Annotated in this window: 5 protein-coding genes and 1 pseudogene; all 6 read left to right on the forward strand. The window is 71.7% G+C overall.

What is annotated here, in order from left to right:
* The first annotated feature begins 48 nt into the window (after positions 1-48).
* Positions 49-273 (forward strand): MbtH family protein, encoded by a 225-nt coding sequence (locus tag PCA76_RS04725; RefSeq protein ID WP_272615548.1) that lies wholly within the window; start codon positions 49-51, stop codon positions 271-273.
* Positions 273-8,303, forward strand: coding sequence for a non-ribosomal peptide synthetase (locus PCA76_RS04730; protein ID WP_272615549.1), 8,031 nt, complete (start codon positions 273-275; stop codon positions 8,301-8,303). The genes PCA76_RS04725 and PCA76_RS04730 overlap by 1 nt, the downstream gene beginning before the upstream one ends.
* Positions 8,304-8,342: 39 nt before the next feature.
* Entirely contained in the window at positions 8,343-9,311 is a 969-nt protein-coding gene (locus PCA76_RS04735; protein WP_272615550.1) for a TauD/TfdA family dioxygenase, read from the forward strand.
* On the forward strand, positions 9,308-9,862 hold the full coding sequence (locus PCA76_RS04740; RefSeq protein ID WP_272615551.1) for a DUF6817 domain-containing protein: 555 nt from the start codon (positions 9,308-9,310) through the stop codon (positions 9,860-9,862). The genes PCA76_RS04735 and PCA76_RS04740 overlap by 4 nt, the downstream gene beginning before the upstream one ends.
* A 139-nt stretch (positions 9,863-10,001) precedes the next feature.
* Positions 10,002-13,565, forward strand: a complete 3,564-nt coding sequence (locus PCA76_RS04745) for an ATP-binding cassette domain-containing protein (RefSeq protein WP_272615553.1) — start codon at positions 10,002-10,004, stop codon at positions 13,563-13,565.
* Positions 13,562-17,383: pseudogene (locus tag PCA76_RS04750) on the forward strand (amino acid adenylation domain-containing protein); the annotation flags it as partial. The gene PCA76_RS04745 and the pseudogene PCA76_RS04750, both read left to right, overlap by 4 nt.
* Between the last annotated feature and the right edge of the window lie 45 nt (positions 17,384-17,428).

Genomic DNA, 17,428 nt, shown 5'->3' on the forward strand with positions numbered 1-17,428 from the left:
CAGCGGTTCCCCGTCGGGCCCCGGGACCAGGCACAGAGTGAGGAAGACGTGAACATTCTCGACAACCCCGACGGACGCTTCTTCGTGGTGGTGAACGACGAGGGACAGCACTCGCTGTGGCCCGACTCGCTCAGCCTGCCGGCCGGGTGGACGGTGACCCATGGGCCCGCCGATCGCGCCTCCTGTCTGGACTACGTCACCGCCGAATGGACGGACATGCGGCCGCGCAGCCTCGTGACGTACCTGGAGAGCGCCGGTCGGGAGGTGGCCTGATGACCACCGACGCGAGCGCCGGCCGCGCTGCGGCGTCAGGCGCGGCGGTGCCGCCCGCCCGGTCGCGCCTCGATTCGATGTCGCCCTCGAAGCGCGCCCTGTTCGAGAAGCGCCTCGGTGGCCTGCGGACCCGGCCAGTCGAGGCGCTCGCCCCGGTGCCACGCGGTGGCGACCTGCCAGTCTCTCCGGCGCAGCGCCGGCTGTGGTTCATGGACCAGCTCGCGCCGGGCACGGTGATGTTCAACATGCCGACCGCCCTACGCCTCACCGGCCCACTCCAGCTCGACCTGCTCACCAACGCCGTGCGCGCCCTCTTCGACCGGCACGAGGCGCTGCGGACCGTGTTCGTGGGCAAGGAGGGCGCCCCGGTGCAGCGCATCCTGCCCGGCATCGAGGTCGATCTCACGCCCCGCCAGCTGCCCGCTGACGACACGGCGGCCCTGACCGCCGCCCTGCGCCACGAAGCGAGCCGTCCGTTCTCGCTCGCCGAAGGCCCGCTGGCGCGCGCGGCGCTGTTCCGTCGGGCGCACACCGAACACGTGCTCCTGCTGACCCTGCACCACAGCGTCTGCGACGGCTGGTCGGTCAGCCTGCTCATCGACGAGTTACTGGAGCTCTACCGCGCCGGTGTGGAGCTCCGCACCCCCGACCTCGCGCCCCTCTCCTTGCAGTACGCGGACTACGCCACCTGGGAGAACCAACCCGAACGCGCGGCAGGCCTGGCCACGAGCCTCGACTACTGGAAGCGGGCGCTCACCGACGCCGTACCGGTCATCGACCTGCCGCTGGACCGTCCCCGTCCGGCCGTGCAGACCTTCCAGGGGGAGCGACACCGGTTCGCCCTGCCCGACGGGGTGTGGCCAACCGTGACCCGGCTCGCGCAGGAGGAACGGGCCACGCCGTTCATGGTCCTGCTCGCCGGATTCGCGGCGCTGGTGTCGCGGTACGCGGCGCAGGACGAGGTCTCGGTGGTGACCCCGGTGGCGAACCGGCCCCGTGTCGAGTTGGAGACGATGGTCGGCTTCTTCGTCAACTCGATCGTCCTGCGGGTCGACACCTCCGGTATGCCTACCTTCCGAGAACTGGTGGGACGGGTCCGCGATCTCGTACAGCAGGGCATGGCGCACGGCGAGGTGCCCTTCGACAGTGTGGTGGAGGCGGTCGACCCGCAGCGCAACCTCGCCCACACCCCCCTCGCGCAGGTGGCGTTCGCTCTCGTCGAGGACCCGGTGTTGGAGACCGAGGCGGCCGGCGTGCGGGTCAGCGCCCTCGACCGCCACCTCCCGGTCAGCAAGTACGACCTGACGATCGACGTGTGGCCGGACGCCGACGGCCGACTGCAGGGCGTGGCTGAGTACGCGACCGACATCCTCGACGAGCGCACCGTGGCGCGAATGTCAGCTCACCTTGGCGCCCTGCTCGTCAGTCTGACCGATGCGCCGGATGCCCCGGTCGGGTTCGCCCGCCTGTTGTCCGACGAGGAGATGCGCGCCGCGGTCGTGGACGGCAACCGGACCGAGGACCCGCTCCTCGGCGACGTCCGCGTGCACGAGCTGTTCGCCCTTCAGGCTGCCCGCACACCGGACGCGCCCGCGCTCCTGGCCGGCGACCTGACCGTGACGTTCGGCGAACTGGACCGCCGTGCCGACGCCCTCGCCACCCGGCTGCGCCGCCACGGCGTGGGCCCGGAGACCCGTGTCGGTCTCTTCCTGGACCGGGGTGTCGACCTTGTCACGGCCGTGCTCGCCACCCTGAAGGCGGGCGGGGCGTACGTGCCGCTGGACGTTGGCGAGCCCACGGAGCGGGTGAGGTTCATGCTCACCGACGCCGAGGTCCGGGTGGTGATCACCAGTGAGATCCGGGCAGCGGAGCTCCCTCCTGCGGGCGTGCCCGTGCTGCTCGCCGACGACAGCCAGGACAACGCCACCGACCTGCCGCCCCTGCCGCGTCCGCACCCGGACAGCGCCTGCTACGTCATCTACACCTCGGGGTCGACGGGGCGGCCCAAGGGGGTCGTGGTCACCCATCGTGGCCTGACCAACTATCTGGCCTGGAGCCTGCGGACGTACCGGGTCGCTGACGGCGGTGGCGCGCCCCTCGTCTCGCCGTTACGGTTCGACCTGTCGGTGACGACGCTCTTCTGCCCGTTGCTGGCGGGCCGGCCGGTGGTGCTCGTCGCCGACGGCACCGAACTGGAGACCCTCACCGAACTGCTCGGCACCGATCTCGACCTTGGGCTGGTCAAGCTCACTCCGGCTCATCTGGAGGCGCTGGACCGGGCGATCCCGACCCGTACGATCGCGTCGGACGGCTATCTGATCGTCGGTGGCGAGTCGCTGCATGGCGCTACCGTCGCCGCCTGGCGTCGTCGCGCCCCGGGCCTGCGGGTCGTGAACGAGTACGGCCCGACCGAGACCGTGGTCGGCTGCTGCGTGCACGAGGTTCACGATGGCACCGACCTGTCCGGTGTGGTGCCGATCGGTCGGCCGATCGCCAACACGCGGCTCTACGTCCTCGACGGAAACCTGACGCCCGTGCCGCCCGGCACGGTCGGGGAGCTGTACGTCGCCGGCGCGGGTGTGGCCCGCGGCTACCACGGCCGGCCGGAATTGACCGCCGGGCGCTTCCTGCCCGACCCGTTCGCCCCGGAGCCGGGCGCGCGCATGTACCGCACCGGTGACCTGGTCCGGATGCGTCCCGACCGCGAGTTGGACTGCCTCGGCCGGATCGACACCCAGGTGAAGATCCGGGGATACCGGGTCGAGTTGGCGGAGATCGAGGCCACCTTGACCCGGCTTCCGCAGGTCCGCGAGGCGGTGGTGCTCCTGCGCACCGACCTGCCCGGCGAGAACCGACTCGTCGCGTACGTCACCGCCGTTGAGGCCGACGCGGCGGACGACCCGCGCGACGCGCTGCGTGCGGAACTGCCCGAATACATGGTGCCGGACGTCGTCGTCACGCTGGATGCGCTGCCGTTGGCCGCCAACGGCAAGGTGGACCGGGCTGCCCTGCCCGCACCGACCGCGTCGGAGCCGGCACCTACTCTTGTCGCGCCGACGAGCCGGTTGGAGGCGGTCATCGCGGAGGTCTGGGCCGATGTGCTCGCCCGGCCGGTGGAGTCCATCGGCCGCGACTCGAACTTCCTCGACCTGGGCGGTCACTCCCTGCTCGCCGTGCGGGCCATGGCCCGGCTGCGCAAGAAGCTCGACGTCGAGCTGCCGCTGTCGGTCTTCCTGGAGTCCACCTCGCTGGCCGACCTGGCCACTCGGATCGAGGCGCTCGGCGGGCGGGCACCCCGGCCAGGTCTCGTCGCCGTGCCGCGTACCGGGCCGGTGCCGTTGTCGCACGCGCAGGGGCGCCTGTACTTCCTCAACCGGCTCGCCGAGGACAGCGCCTTCTACAACGTGCCCCTCGCACTGCGCTTCGATGGTGACCTGCGCGCCGACGCGCTCCGCGAGGCTTTCGCCGCGCTGTGGGCTCGGCACGAGGGGCTGCGTACGCGCTTCCCGTCGGTGGACGGCGAGCCGGTGCAGGAGATCCTGCCCGTCGACGTCGTGGCGTACGCCGAGGTTGATGTTTCCGGCGACGCGGACCCGGAGGAGCGGCTGGGCGCGCTGTTCGACATCGAGGGGCGTACCCCGTTCGATCTGGCCGTCGGGCCACTGCTGCGCGGCACCCTGGTGCGGGTACGCCCCGACTCGCACGTGTTGCTGGTGACGCTGCACCACACCGTCTCCGACGGGTGGTCGCTGAACATTGTCCTGGACGACCTGGTGACGCTCTACCGGGAGATCGCGCAGGGGCAGCCGTCGTCGCTGCCGGAGCTGACGCACACCTATGTGGATTACACGTTCTGGCAGCGTTCGTGGCTGACCGGAGCCGAGCTGGACGACCAGCTCGGCTGGTGGAAGCGGCAGCTCACCGACGTGCCGACGCTGGACCTGCCCACCGATCGGCCACGGCCACCGGCGCAGACCTTCCGGGGCGCGCGCCACGACATCCGCTGGTCGCCCGAGCGGTCCCGGGCGGTGGCCGAACTGGCCCGGAGGGAGAGTGTCTCCCTGTTCATGGCGTTGCTCGCCGGGTTCGACGTGCTCATGGCCCAGCTCAGTGGTCAGCGGGACGTCACCGTCGGCACGCCGATCGCCAACCGCACCAGCACGGAGTTGGAGAAGCTGGTCGGTTTCTTTGCCAACACCCTGGCGTTGCGGGTCGACCTGTCCGGCGACCCCACCTTCCGCGAGGTGCTGCGACGGGTCCGTACGACGGCGCACGGCGCGTACGCCCACCAGGATGTCCCGTTCGAGATGGTGGTCGACGCGGTGGCACCCACCCGCAGTCTCAGCCACTCGCCGCTGTTCCAGGTGCGCTTCGCGTTGCAGAACGCCCCGGGCGGCCTGCCCGACCCAGGCCCCGGCCTCACCCTCACGTCGATCGACAACGAGCAGTGCACCGCCCGCTTCGACCTGCTGATCGACCTGTGGGAAACCGAAGACGGCATCGAGGGGCACGCCGAGTACAGCACCGACCTGTTCGACGCGAGCACCGTCGAGGCGATGATGAGCCGCCTCGAGGCGTTGATGGACCGGCTGGTCCGTGACCCGGACCAGCGCGTCTTCGACGTGGATCTCCTCCTGCCGGGCGAGCGGGAACACCTGGACGTGCTCGCGCATGGTCCGGCGCTGCCCGTCGGCGCCGCGCAACGCACGCTCACCGCACGGGTGGCGGAGCAGGCGGCACGCCGCCCCGATGCCCCGGCAGTCACCAGTGGCGCAACGAGCGTGACCTACGGCGAGCTGCACCGCCGTTCCGGGGACCTGGCCCGGGTACTGGCCGCGCGTGGCGCTGGTCCCGAGACGATGATCGCCCTGCACTTCGACCGTGGTGTCGACGTGGTCGTCGCGGCGCTCGCCGTGTTGGAGACGGGCGCCGCGTACGTGCCACTGGACCCGGCGTACCCCGCGCAGCGGCTGACCGCGATCGTGGCGGATGCCCGGCCGATGATGACGCTCACCACGCGAGACCTGGCGGGCAGTTCACCCGAGGGCGCGGGCGAGGTGCTGGCGATCGAGGACCAGCCCGCCCCGGCGGGACCCCGCCCGACGCCGGCGCTTCGGCCGGAGCACCCGGCGTACGTGGTCTACACCTCCGGCACCAAGGGGCTGCCGAAGGGTGTGGTGGTCACCCACGGGGGGTTGTCGGCTTACCTGGACGGGCTGCCGGCCGCGCTGGCCCTGCCCGACGAGCCGGTGTTCCTGCATACCGCGTCGTTCGCGTTCTCCTCGTCGGTGCGGCAGTTCGCTGTCCCGCTCGCCGTGGGCGGGCACGTGGTCGTCGCCGACCGGGGGCACCTGGCCGACCCGTCGGCGCTGCTCGCACATGCCGCCGCGCACGGCGTGCAGGTCCTGGACCTGGTCCCGTCGTACCTTCGGGTTCTGCAACCGGCACTGGCCCGCCAAGGCGGGTGGCGGCCGCAGGTCGTGCTCACCGCCAGCGAACCATTGCGCTACGACCTGCCGGAAGGCATTCGTAGTGCGCCGGGGGAGGCGCCCCGGCTGGTCAACATGTATGGCCAGACCGAGACGACCGGCATCGTCGCCGCCGCGGAGGTCCGCACGGACCGGGCGGGCCGCCAGGCGGTGGTGCCGCTTGGTCGGCCGATCCCGGGCGCTCGGATGTACGTGGTGGACGAGAAACTGCGCCCGGTGCCGACCGGCCTGCCCGGTGAGATCGTCGTCGGCGGCACTGGCCTGGCCCGTGGCTACCTCGGCGATTCGGCCCTGACCGCCGAACGGTTCGTTCCTGATCCGCTGGGCGCACCGGGTGATCGGCTCTATCGCACGGGCGACCGGGGTCGACTGCTGCGCGACGGCGCGGTGGAGTTTCTCGGCCGCATCGGTGACCAGGTCAAAATCCGGGGTCACCGGGTCGAGCCGGACGAGGTCGCCTCGGTGCTGTCCGGCCTGGACGGTGTGGGCGAGTGCGTGGTGCTCTGCGACGACGACGGTGCGGACGACCGCCGGCTCGTCGCTTACGTGGCGTCCCGGCCGGGCACCGCGCTGCACGTCGACGGCCTGCGCGCGGCGCTGCGGGAGAAGCTGCCGGACTACATGGTGCCGACCATGGTGCTGGTCGACGGTCTACCCCGGCTGCCCAACGGGAAGGTCGACCGGGCCGTGTTGACGGTTCCGGTCACCGCCTCGGTGGCGACCGACGCGCAGACGCCGGGCAGCCAGGTGGAGCAGATCCTGACCGGGATCTGGCGGGAGGTGCTGCGGGTGCCGTCGGTGGGCTCGGGGGACAACTTCTTTGCCCTGGGCGGGGACTCGTTGCATGTGATCCGGGTGGTGGATCGGGCCCGTAAGGCGGGCGTGATGGTCACGCCGGCGCAGTTCATCGCGTATCCGACCATCGCCGGCCTCGCCTCGGTGGCGACCGACGCGCAGACGCCGGGCAGCCAGGTGGAGCAGATCCTGACCGGGATCTGGCGGGAGGTGCTGCGGGTGCCGTCGGTGGGCTTGGAGGACAACTTCTTTGCCCTGGGCGGGGACTCGTTGCATGTGATCCGGGTGGTGGATCGGGCCCGTAAGGCGGGCGTGATGGTCACGCCGGCGCAGTTCATCGCGTACCCGACCATCGCCGGCCTCGCGTCCGTGGCCGGGGGGCCGAGCGCCGCCGGGGCGAGTGGCGACGGGGGCCGCCGTACGGAATCAGGTGTGGTGCCGCTCGTGGCGTCGCACGTCGCGTTCGCGGAACGGAACTTCGCCGACCCCCACAAGTACACGCACATCTTCATGTTCGAGGCGCTCCTGTCACTCGACCCGGCGCTGATGGAGCGGGCCGTGGCGGCCGTGGTGACGCATCACGACTCGCTGCGTATCAGCTTCCCGAGCGAGAGCGGCCGGCTGTCGGTCCGGGTCAACGAGCCGTACCAGCCCACGCCGTTCACCAACGTGGACCTCTCCGCTCTCGACCCGGCGGACCAGGAGGTCGCCTTCCGGCGCCTCGATCACACCCTGCACCGCAAGCTCGATGTCGCGCGAGGCCCACTGCTCCAGGTCGCCCTGGTCCGATTTGGGGCCCACCGGCCCGACCTGCTCGTGGTGATCGTTCACCACCAGCTGATGGACAACAGCTCCTGGGATGTCCTCATGGCGGACCTGCAGACCGCGTACGAGGCGTTGCAGGCCGGCCGGGAGCCACGCCTGCCGATGCCGACGGCGTCCTTCGCCGCGTGGGCCCGCAACCTGGACACGCTCGCCCGGAGCACGGAGCTGACCGAGGACATCGCGTACTGGACGGCACTGGCCAAGGAGCCCGTCCCCTCCTGGCCGCTGGACCACGTCGGCGGCGACGACAACATGTTGTCGGAAGAGACCGTCACGGTCAGCCTCGATGCCGAGGAGACGGCCGCGCTGCGCCGACTGCTGCCACTGGAGTACGGGCTGAGCATCAACGACGCGCTGCTCGCCGCCACTCTCCAGGGCTTCACCGACTGGTCCGGTCAATCGTCGATCCTGGTCGACCTCGTTGCCCGGGGCCGAGAGATGGGCGGTCACGACCTCGACCTGTCCCGCGCCATCGGCCGCTTCTCGATGACCTCACCCCGCCTCGTACGCCGGCCGGAGAAGCCCGGCCCGCGGGCGCTGCTGGAGTCGGTCCGTGAGCAGGTCGAAGCGGTGCCTCGGCGTGGACTCGCCTTCGGCCTGCTGCGCTACATCGGCGGGCACCCGAGCGTGGCGGACGCGCTCGCCCCGCTCGGCAAGCCGGACATCCTGCTCAACAACTGGGGCGAGTTCGCCCACGAACCGGAGGACTCGCCGCTGCTCGGGCCGGCCATGGACGACATGTGGCCGATGCCGAATCTCCAGCGCATGCACCGGTTGCAGGTATTCGGCCGCTTCGAGGGCGGCGAGCTGAGTCTGCAGCTGAAGTACAGCCGCAACCTGAACGACCGCGAGAGCATCGAACGGCTCGCGGCCCTGACGCTGGCCGCCCTCCGGTCCTTCGTTCGACCGGACAGCGACTGATCCGGACCACGACCCGACGTACGCGGAAGGACTTCCGACATGGACCATGTGAAAGAGAGCTGCCTGTTTCCCGAGCGCAACCGGGTGGCCTGCATCGAGGCCACCTCGCCCGGGATCTCGCCCGCCGCCTGGGCGGCAGAGCACCTTGACGTGATCAATGAGCGGCTGGACAGCCACGGGGCGGTCCTGCTGCGCGGGTTCGACGCTCCGGACGCGCCGGCCTTCTCCGCGTTCGTCCGCGTTTTCGGCGAGGAAATGGCCGAGTACACCTACCGCTCGACGCCGCGCAGCAAGGTCGGCGACGTCTACACCTCCACCGAGTATCCGGCCAGCGAGATCATCCCGCTGCACAACGAGATGGCCTACACCAGTGTGTGGCCACGGAGGCTCTTCTTCTACTCGCACATCCCGGCCCAGACCGGCGGGGAGACCCCGCTTGCCGACAGCCACGGCGTCTGGCAGCGGATCCCGGCCGAGGTCCGCGAGCGGTTCGAGCGGCACGGCGTGCGGTACGTGCGCAATTACCGCACCGGCCTCGGCGTCTCCTGGCAGGAGACGTTCCCCGGCATGGACCGCGAGGCCGTGCAGGAGTTCTGCCGCGAGCGGGGCATCACCTACGAGTGGCTCGACGGCAGCGATCTGCGGACCACCGAGACCTGCCAGGCCGTCGCCGTGCACCCGGTATCCGGGCAGACGGTCTGGATGAACCAGGCCCACCTGTTCCACGTCTCCAACCTGCCCGAGGCCACCCGGGAGGCGCTGCTGGAGCTGTTGGCGGAGGAGGACCTGCCGCGCAACGCGTACCTCGGTGACGGCAGCCCGATCACCGACGCCGACCTCGCGGCCATCCGCGCCGCGTTCGACGCGGAGTCCCTGGCCTTTCCGTGGCAGCAGGGTGACCTGCTGATCGTGGACAACATGGCCATGGCGCACGGCCGGTCCAGCTTCACCGGGCCGCGCAAGACGCTCGTGGCGATGACCGGTTCGTACGGCCGGGAGGCGGCGTGAACGCGTTCGCGCAGAAGATCGCCTTCCTGGAGTCGCACGGCGTCGCCGAGTTGGCCCACTCGGAGGCCAACCTGCTGACCCACCTGCGAGGCGTGCACGACCTGCTGGCCGAGTGGGGGTCGCGGCAGGCGCTGTGCGACGCCGGGCTGTTCCACTCGGTGTACGGCACCGAGATCTTTCCGACCGGCGCGATCCCGCACGAGTTGCGGCCGGCTGTGCAGGACCTGATCGGCGCGGAGGCGGAGATGCTGGCGTACCTGTTCGGCACCGTCACCCGCAGCGCTCTCTTCGACGCCGCGTTCGACGGCCCGCCGTTCCTGCTGGAGGACCGCTCCGGCGGATGCGTCGGTGTCAGTGCCGGCCAGTACGCGGACCTCGCCGCCCTGACGGTGGCGAACTGGCTGGAGCAGCGGCCCCGCTTCGCAGAGGCCAGCCGGTTCAGCCGCGCCCGCGAGTTCGATGCCATGCGTCGTTACCTGCCGAACACTGTCCGTACTGCCCTGGAGCGGGCCTACGGGTTCGCTCCGCTCGCCCTCGCCGGAAACGAGTAGACGCAACGTGTCGAACATCAAGACGCCGGTACGCCCGAGTGCCGAACAGGACGCGGGAGTGCTTTCCCGGCTCTTCGTCCAGTGGCCCTCGGTCCTGGTGAAGACGGCCCTGCGACGGCCGCTGAACTTGTCTGACAGCTTGACGCCTCCCCGATACGACCACCTGGAGCGGGTGACGCCGGTCTTCGACGGCGCCTGGGCCGCCCAGCGTGGCCGCCCCGACGGGCTGCGCCGCGCCCTGTACAAGACCTACCGTCGGCGGTTCTGGTGGGCGGGCCTGATCTTCCTGGCCTATCAGGCCTGCGCGACGATCGGGCCGCTGTTGGTGCGTGAGCTGATCGCCTGGTTCGAGGGCGACGGCCGCGGCCCGATGGTGGAGGGCCTTCTCATCGCCGCGGGCCTGGCCGGTTTCTACGTGTTGGACGCGTTGAGTCACAAGCACCAGTGGTCCGAGGTGTGGAAGACCGCGCACTCGATCACCGCGCTGCTGCGTACCGAGATCCTGCGGAAATACCTGCGGATGGACCGGGGCGCACGGTTGGCCCACCCGTCCGGCGAGGTCATCACCCTCGCCTCCTCCGACGCCCGGCGCGTCGGACGGGTCGCGTTCACGCACATGGCGTGGGCGGTGCCGCTGGGCATCGCCGGCTCCTGCGTGATCCTGTGGGTCCTGCTGGGCTGGGCGGCGCTCGTGGGCATCGTGATCCTCATCGCCGGGCTCTGGCTGTCCCACGTGGCCAACGAGCGGGTCTTCGCGCTGGTGCCGGCGATCCGCGACGCGAACGGCGTCCGGATCGGGCTGGTCAGCGAATACCTGGCGGCCATGCGTACGCTGCGCACCCACGGCTGGGAGAACGTCGCCGAGCAGGCGGTCGGCCGCGAGCGGGCGGTGCTCAACGAACTGTTGGTCCGCCGGCAGAAGCGTCTCGCCACGCTCTACCTGGTCAACGCCGCCGCGCCGGTGCTCATGGTGATGGCCACCCTGGTCACGTACGCGGCGCTCGGCAACGAACTGAAGGCGGCGGACGTGTTCGCGGCGATCGCCGTACTCACCGTCCTCCGGTCCCAGCTTCCCGAGCTGGTGCGCTACCTGGACATGCGCAACGAGTGGCGGGTCGCGTTCGGCAAGGTGACCACGTTCCTGGAGGCCCCGGACGTCGCCGAGGCGTCGACCGACGACGGTGCGTCGGCCGGGGCGGTCGACCTCGACGGCGCGTCGTTCACCTGGCCCGGGGCCGACGCGGACACGCCGCCGGTCCTGGCCGGTGTCGACCTGCGGGTCGCGCCCGGTGAGCTGATCTGCGTGCTGGGCCGAGTCGGCAGCGGCAAGTCCGCGCTGCTCGCCGCGCTGGCCGGGGCGATGCCCACGGTCACCGGCACCGCCCGGGTCAGCGGCAGCGTGGTCTACCTGCCGCAACGGCCCTGGATCATGCAGGGCAGCGTCATCGACAACATTCGCTGCTTCTCGCCGGAGAACCCTGACCGGTACGCGGCCGTCGTCCGCGCCACCGCCCTGGAGGCGGACCTGGCGGCAATGCCGGCCCGGGACGCCACGGCGATCGGGGAGCGCGGGGTGAACCTCTCCGGCGGGCAACGGCAGCGCATCGCGCTGGCCCGTGCCGCGTACGAGGACGCTGACGTCTACCTCTTCGACGACCCGACCAGCGCGGTCGACGACGCGGTGGCCGGCACCATCCTGGAGTCGTTGTTCGACGGGGTGCTCGCCGGGCGTACCCGAATCGTGGCCACCCATCGTCTCGACGTGGCCCGGCGGGCCGACCGGGTGGTGGTCCTCGACGGCGGCCGGGTGGTCGCGGCAGGCCGTTTCACCGACGTCGCCGCCCAGATGCCGGAGTTGCTGCCGGCCGTCGCCGCCGAGGTCACCGCGCAGTCCGACCCCGACGGCGCCGGGCTCGACGAGGTGGCCGAGGAGATCGTCGCCGAGCCGGAGGAGGAGACCGTACGGGCCGGTCGAGTTGGCACCGCCACCTATCGCCGTTACCTGCGGGTGCTCACGCCGGGTTTCCTCGCCGTCGTCCTGCTCGGGTTGGCCGTCGGCGGGCAGGCCGTCCTGGGTGGCTCGTCGTTCTGGCTCGGCCACTGGACCGAGCACGCCGGGCAGGAGACGGCGTACTACGCCGGTGTGTTCGCCGCCATCGGCCTGCTGGCGCTCGTGCTGGATCGCGGGTTGTTCAGCTTCGCCTTCGCCCGGGGCGTGTCGGCCGGTCAGAACCTGCACGCCTCGATGCTGAACCGGGTCTTCCGGGCCCCGCTGTCGTTCTTCGACCGCAACTCCTCCGGCCGCGTCCTGGCTCGGTTCTCCGGAGACATGGAGACCATCGACCTGGAGTTGCCCGAGACCACCATGGACACCCTCCGGGTCGGGGTCGGCCTGGTCGTGCCACTGGCGGCGCTCGCCTTCACCAGCCCACTGATGCTGGTGGCCGCCCCGCTGCTTCTGGTGGTGTACCTCCGCTGGCAGCGGCTCACCCGGGCCAGCACGGTAGAGGCGTCCCGGCTGTCGAAGCAGGCGAACGAACCGATGCTCGCGCTGCTCAGCGAGGCGGTCGACGGGGTGACCTCGATCGAGGGACGGGACACGCGGGTGCTCGGCTACCAGGCCGCGTTCAGCGGCCGGGTCCGCATCGCGCACCACGCGGACTACACGGTCAACGCGCTGTCCCGGCACTTCAACCTGAAGCTGGACATGCTCGGCGCGATCGTCCTGCTGACGTACGGCGTGCTGATCGTCGCGGTCGGCGGGATCGGCGCCGGTCTGGCCGGTGTCGGGGTCAGCTTCGTGTACGCGCTCATGGAGGCCCTGGCCATGAGCCTGATGACCGTGCAGATGATGGATCTGTCGCTGGCGAGCTTCGAACGCGTCGACGACTACACCCGACTGCCGGTCGAACGGTCCGATGGTCAACCGGCCCCGCCCGGCTGGCCCACGGCCGGTGACGTCCGCTTCGAGGACGTCACCCTGCGGTACGCCGAAGGCGCCCCAGCCGCACTGAACGGCGTGTCGTTCGACGCACCCGCGGGCAGCAAGATCGGCATCGTCGGCCGGACCGGCAGCGGCAAATCCAGCCTGTTCACCGCGCTACTGCGGTTCGTTCAGCCGGAGCAGGGGCGCGTCCTCATCGACGGGGTGGACACCTCGACGCTACGGCTGGCGGACCTGCGGGCCGCAGTCGAGGTCGTACCGCAGGATCCGGTGCTGTTGCCCGGCACCCTGCGAAACAACATCGACCCGACCGGTGCGTACCCCGATACGGCGATCACCGCCGTTCTCACCAAGGTCGGCCTTGCCGACCGGCTGCTCGGCGCGGGCGGGGGTGGCCTCGACGGGACCCTGTCCGCCGACGGCGGACAGCTCAGCGCCGGAGAGCGCCAGCTGTTGTGCCTGGCCCGGGCGCTGCTACGTGACGCGAAACTGGTCCTCATCGACGAGGCCACGTCGAACCTCGACGCTGAGACCGACGCCCGGATCCAGCGGCTGCTGGCGGTAGACCTCGCCGACGCCACCGTGCTCACGATCGCCCACCGCCGGGAGACCCTGGCCGGCGCCGACCGGGTGGTGACGCTGGACGGCGGGCTGCTGGTCCGGGTGACGGAACACGACCGCGCAGAGGTGCTGGCCGGCGTGACTAACCCGATCGGCCAGCGCGCCGGCCACACGAGCCTCGAGGAGCCGGCGCAATGACCGAACCGCAGGTGGCGGTGCCGGAGGCGGGAGGGCTCGCCTACTGGCGGGACCGGTTGGCCGACACGCCCGTCCTGGACCTGGTCACCGACCGGGTCCGCCCGGCCCGTCGACGCCACCACACCGAACGGGTGCCGCTCACGGTCGGCCCGGACACCGCCCGGCGGCTCGTCGCGGTGAGCGAGGCGTACGGCGTCCAGCCCCTCGTGCCGTTGCTCGCCCTGGGGCAGGTGGTGCTGGGTCGTCATGCCGGAACACGGGATCTGACCCTCGGTACGCCCGTGAACGGCACCCTGGTGGCGCTGCGCACCCGGTGGGCCGATGACCCGACGGCCGCCGAGCTGTTCGCCCGCGTCGCTGCGGGGACCCGAGAGGCGTCGGCGCACACCGATGTCCCGCTCGACCGGGTTGCCGAGGCGCTCGGGCTGCCCCGTGACCCGAGTCGTGCCGCGCTCTGCCCGGTCGTGCTGGCGCAGGGCGCGGTTCCGGCCACGGGCGACGTGCCGTCTGACCTGACCGTGCTCTGGGACGAGTCGACGGCCGACGGATTGTCCGGCGTGGTCGCCTACGACCCGGACCTGTTCGACCGCGCGTCGGTGCGTCGGTTCGCCGACCACTACCTGACGTTGCTCGACAACGCCCTGGCCACACCGGAGGCGCCGGTCTCTGCCCTCGCGCACACGTCGGCTGAGGAGCTTGCGCTGATCGCGGGGTGGGGCACCGGCGGCGGCGCGGCTGGTCCACCGAGCGTGCCGGCGGCGTTCCTGGCCCAGGCCGCGGCGACGCCGGACGCGATCGCACTCGAGTACGACGGCACCACTCTCACGTACGCCGAGCTGCGCGCCCGCGCCGACGCCCTGGCGACCGTCCTGACCGCCCACGGGGTCACCCCGGGCAGCGTGGTCGGCCTGGCGATGGCATCGTCGGCGCAGCTCGTCGTCGCGATGCTCGCGGTGCTCGCCAGCGGGGCGGCGTACCTGCCACTGGACCCGGCCTACCCCGACGCGCGGCGGGAGTTCATGGTGCGCGACAGCGGCGCACGGCTGCTGATCGCCGATGGTGAGGTGGCCTTCGTCGGCGACCTGCCGGTGCTGCGGGTCGACCGGCTGGTGCTGCCGGTCGGACGGCCCGCCCCGGACTGGCCGCACGCGCACGCCGCCCAGCGGGCCTGCGTCCTCTACACCTCCGGGTCCACCGGGCGGCCGAAGGGTGTCGAGACCACCCACGGTGGGATCGTCCGGCTGGTCCACGGCGCTGACTACTTCCCCGTCGGTCCTGCCGACGTGGTCGCCCAGGCGGCCAACGTGTCGTTCGACGCGGCCAGCTTCGAGGTGTGGGGGGCGCTGCTCAACGGTGCCCGGTTGGTGGGCATCGCCAATGACGACGTCCTCACGCCCTCCCGGTTACGTGACCGCCTTGCCGCGCACGGCGTCACCCTGCTGATGCTCACCACCGCGCTGTTCCACCGGTGCGTGGACGCCGATCCGACGATGTTCGCGCCGTTGCGCGCCCTGTTCTTCGGCGGTGAGGCCGCGGATGCCCGCCGGGTCGCGGCGGTGTGCGCGGCCCTGCCCGGGTTGCGCCTGGTCAACGGGTACGGCCCGACCGAGTGCACCACGTTCGCCAGTACCTGGGACGTGACCGACCTGCCCGGCGACGCGGCCCGGACCCCGATCGGCCGACCGATCGGCGGGACCCTCATGTACGTCGTCGACGACCACGGCCGGCGGACCGGCATCGGCGTCCCGGGCGAGCTGCTCATCGGCGGCGCGGGCCTGTCGCGCGGATATCTCGGCCGGCCCGACCTGACCGCCGAGCGGTTCGTGCCGAGCCCCTTCGATCCCGGTGCGCGTCTCTACCGGACTGGCGACGTGGTGCGCTGGCGGGAGGACGGCCACCTGGAGTATTTGGGCCGCGCCGACCAACAACTCAAGATCCGTGGCGTCCGCATCGAACCCGACGAGATCGCCAGCGTCCTCGCCACCTGCCCGGGTGTCCGGGCCGCCGCCGTCGACGTGCGTGGCGACGGCGAAGCGCGTCGCCTCGTCGGCTACGTCGTGCCCGACGGCGACCCGGTCCCGGCCGGGGAGCTGCGCGCCCACCTCGCGGCCAGGCTGCCCGAGGCGATGGTGCCGACCTGGTACGTGCCGCTGGCCATGTTGCCGGTCACCCCGAACGGCAAGGTGGACCGCCCCGCGCTGCCCGCACCCGCCGCGCACCACGGCGTCCGGGCGGCCGACGGGGTGCCGCCCAGTGGGCCGGTCGAGGAGTTGGTCGCACAGACCTGGCGGGACCTGCTGGGCGTGCCGGTGTTGTCCGCTGCCGACAACTTCTTCGCCCTCGGCGGCCACTCGCTGCTCGCCGCGCAGATGGTGGCGCGAGTTGCCGCCCACGCGGGCGTCGACCTGGGCGTCCGTGCGGCCTTCGAGGCGCCCACGGTCGCCGCGCTCGCCGCCCGCGTCGCCGAGGCCCGCCCGGGCGGCGTCCGCCCGCCCGTCCCGGTCGCCGGCAAGGGGCCACATCCGCTGTCGTACGCGCAGCGGCGGCTGTGGTTCCTCGACCGGCTCGACCCCGGGCAGGCGGTGTATTCGGTTCCGCTGGTGTTCACCCTGGACGGCCCGCTCGATGTCGACGCCCTCGACGCCAGCCTGCGCGCGCTGGTCCGGCGCCACGCGGCGCTGCGGACCCGGCTGGTGACGAACGACGGCGAGCCGCGGCAGGTGGTCGATGACGAGCCGCCCGTGGTCCTCGCCCTGGATGACCTGCGCGGCCGCGCCGACCGGGACAGCCACGCGGACGCGCTGATGCGACGCGCCGCCGAGGAACCCTTCGATCTCGCGGCCGGGCAGCTGGCACGGTGGCACCTGGTCCGGCTGACCGACCAGCGCTGGATGCTGCTGGTGACGATGCACCACGCGGTCTGCGACGGCTGGTCGATCGGTGTGCTGATCCGCGACCTCGGCGCGTTCTACGCCGCCCGGACCGTCGGCACGCCCGCCCCGACTCCGCTCACCGTCGAGTATGTGGACTACACCATGTGGCAGCGCGGGCTGCTGGCCGGAGAGGCTGGGACGACGCAGCTCGCGTACTGGGTGGACCAACTCGCCGACGCGCCGGCCGCGCTGGACCTGCCGACCGACCGCCCTCGCCCGGCCACCGCCCGGCACGCGGGGGAGACGTTCGGGATACGGCTGCCCGCCACCCTGGTCGAGCGCCTCGACGAGGTGGGACGGCGGCACGGCGTCACCCGCTTCATGGTGCTCCTCGCCGTGTTCCAGCTGGTGCTGGGCCGGTACGCGGACGTGCGCGACGTCAGCGTCGGCAGCCCGGTGTCCGGGCGCACCCGTCCCGAGTTCGACGACCTCGTCGGCTTCTTCGTCAACACCGTCGTCCTGCGGACACGGTGGCAGGACACCGACACGTTCGTCGAGCTGCTCGCTCGCGTCCGCGCTGCGGTGCTCGGCGCCTACGAGCACCAGGATGTGCCGTTCGAGCAGGTCGTCGAGGCGGTTCGGCCACCACGCGACCCCAGCCGTACCCCGCTGTTCCAGGTCATGCTGTCGGCGCAGAACCTGCCGGAGCGGACCGACGCGATACCCGGGCTGTCGGTCGCGGTGTCCGAGCCGCCCGGTCAGGTGGCGAAGTTCGACGTCACCGTGGCCTGGGACGAGACGCCGAGCGCCGCGGGCGAGCTACGCGGCACCGTCGAGTACGACGTCGACCTGTTCGACCGGGACACCGTTGAGCGGCTGGCGGAGAGCTACCGGACCCTGCTGGAGTCGGCCCTCACCACCCCGAACGCGCCGGTGGCCACCCTGGACCTGCTGCCCGGTCCCGAGCCGGTCGCACCAGTCGGCGAGTCG

This window comes from Micromonospora sp. LH3U1 (genome assembly GCF_028475105.1).
Lineage (GTDB): Bacteria > Actinomycetota > Actinomycetes > Mycobacteriales > Micromonosporaceae > Micromonospora.

What these genes read in the sequence shown, in the direction of transcription:
- PCA76_RS04735 (WP_272615550.1), top strand. Translation starts at nt 8,343, where the DNA reads ATGGACCATGTGAAAGAGAGCTGCCTGTTTCCCGAGCGCAACCGGGTG.
- PCA76_RS04730 (WP_272615549.1), top strand. Translation starts at nt 273, where the DNA reads ATGACCACCGACGCGAGCGCCGGCCGCGCTGCGGCGTCAGGCGCGGCG.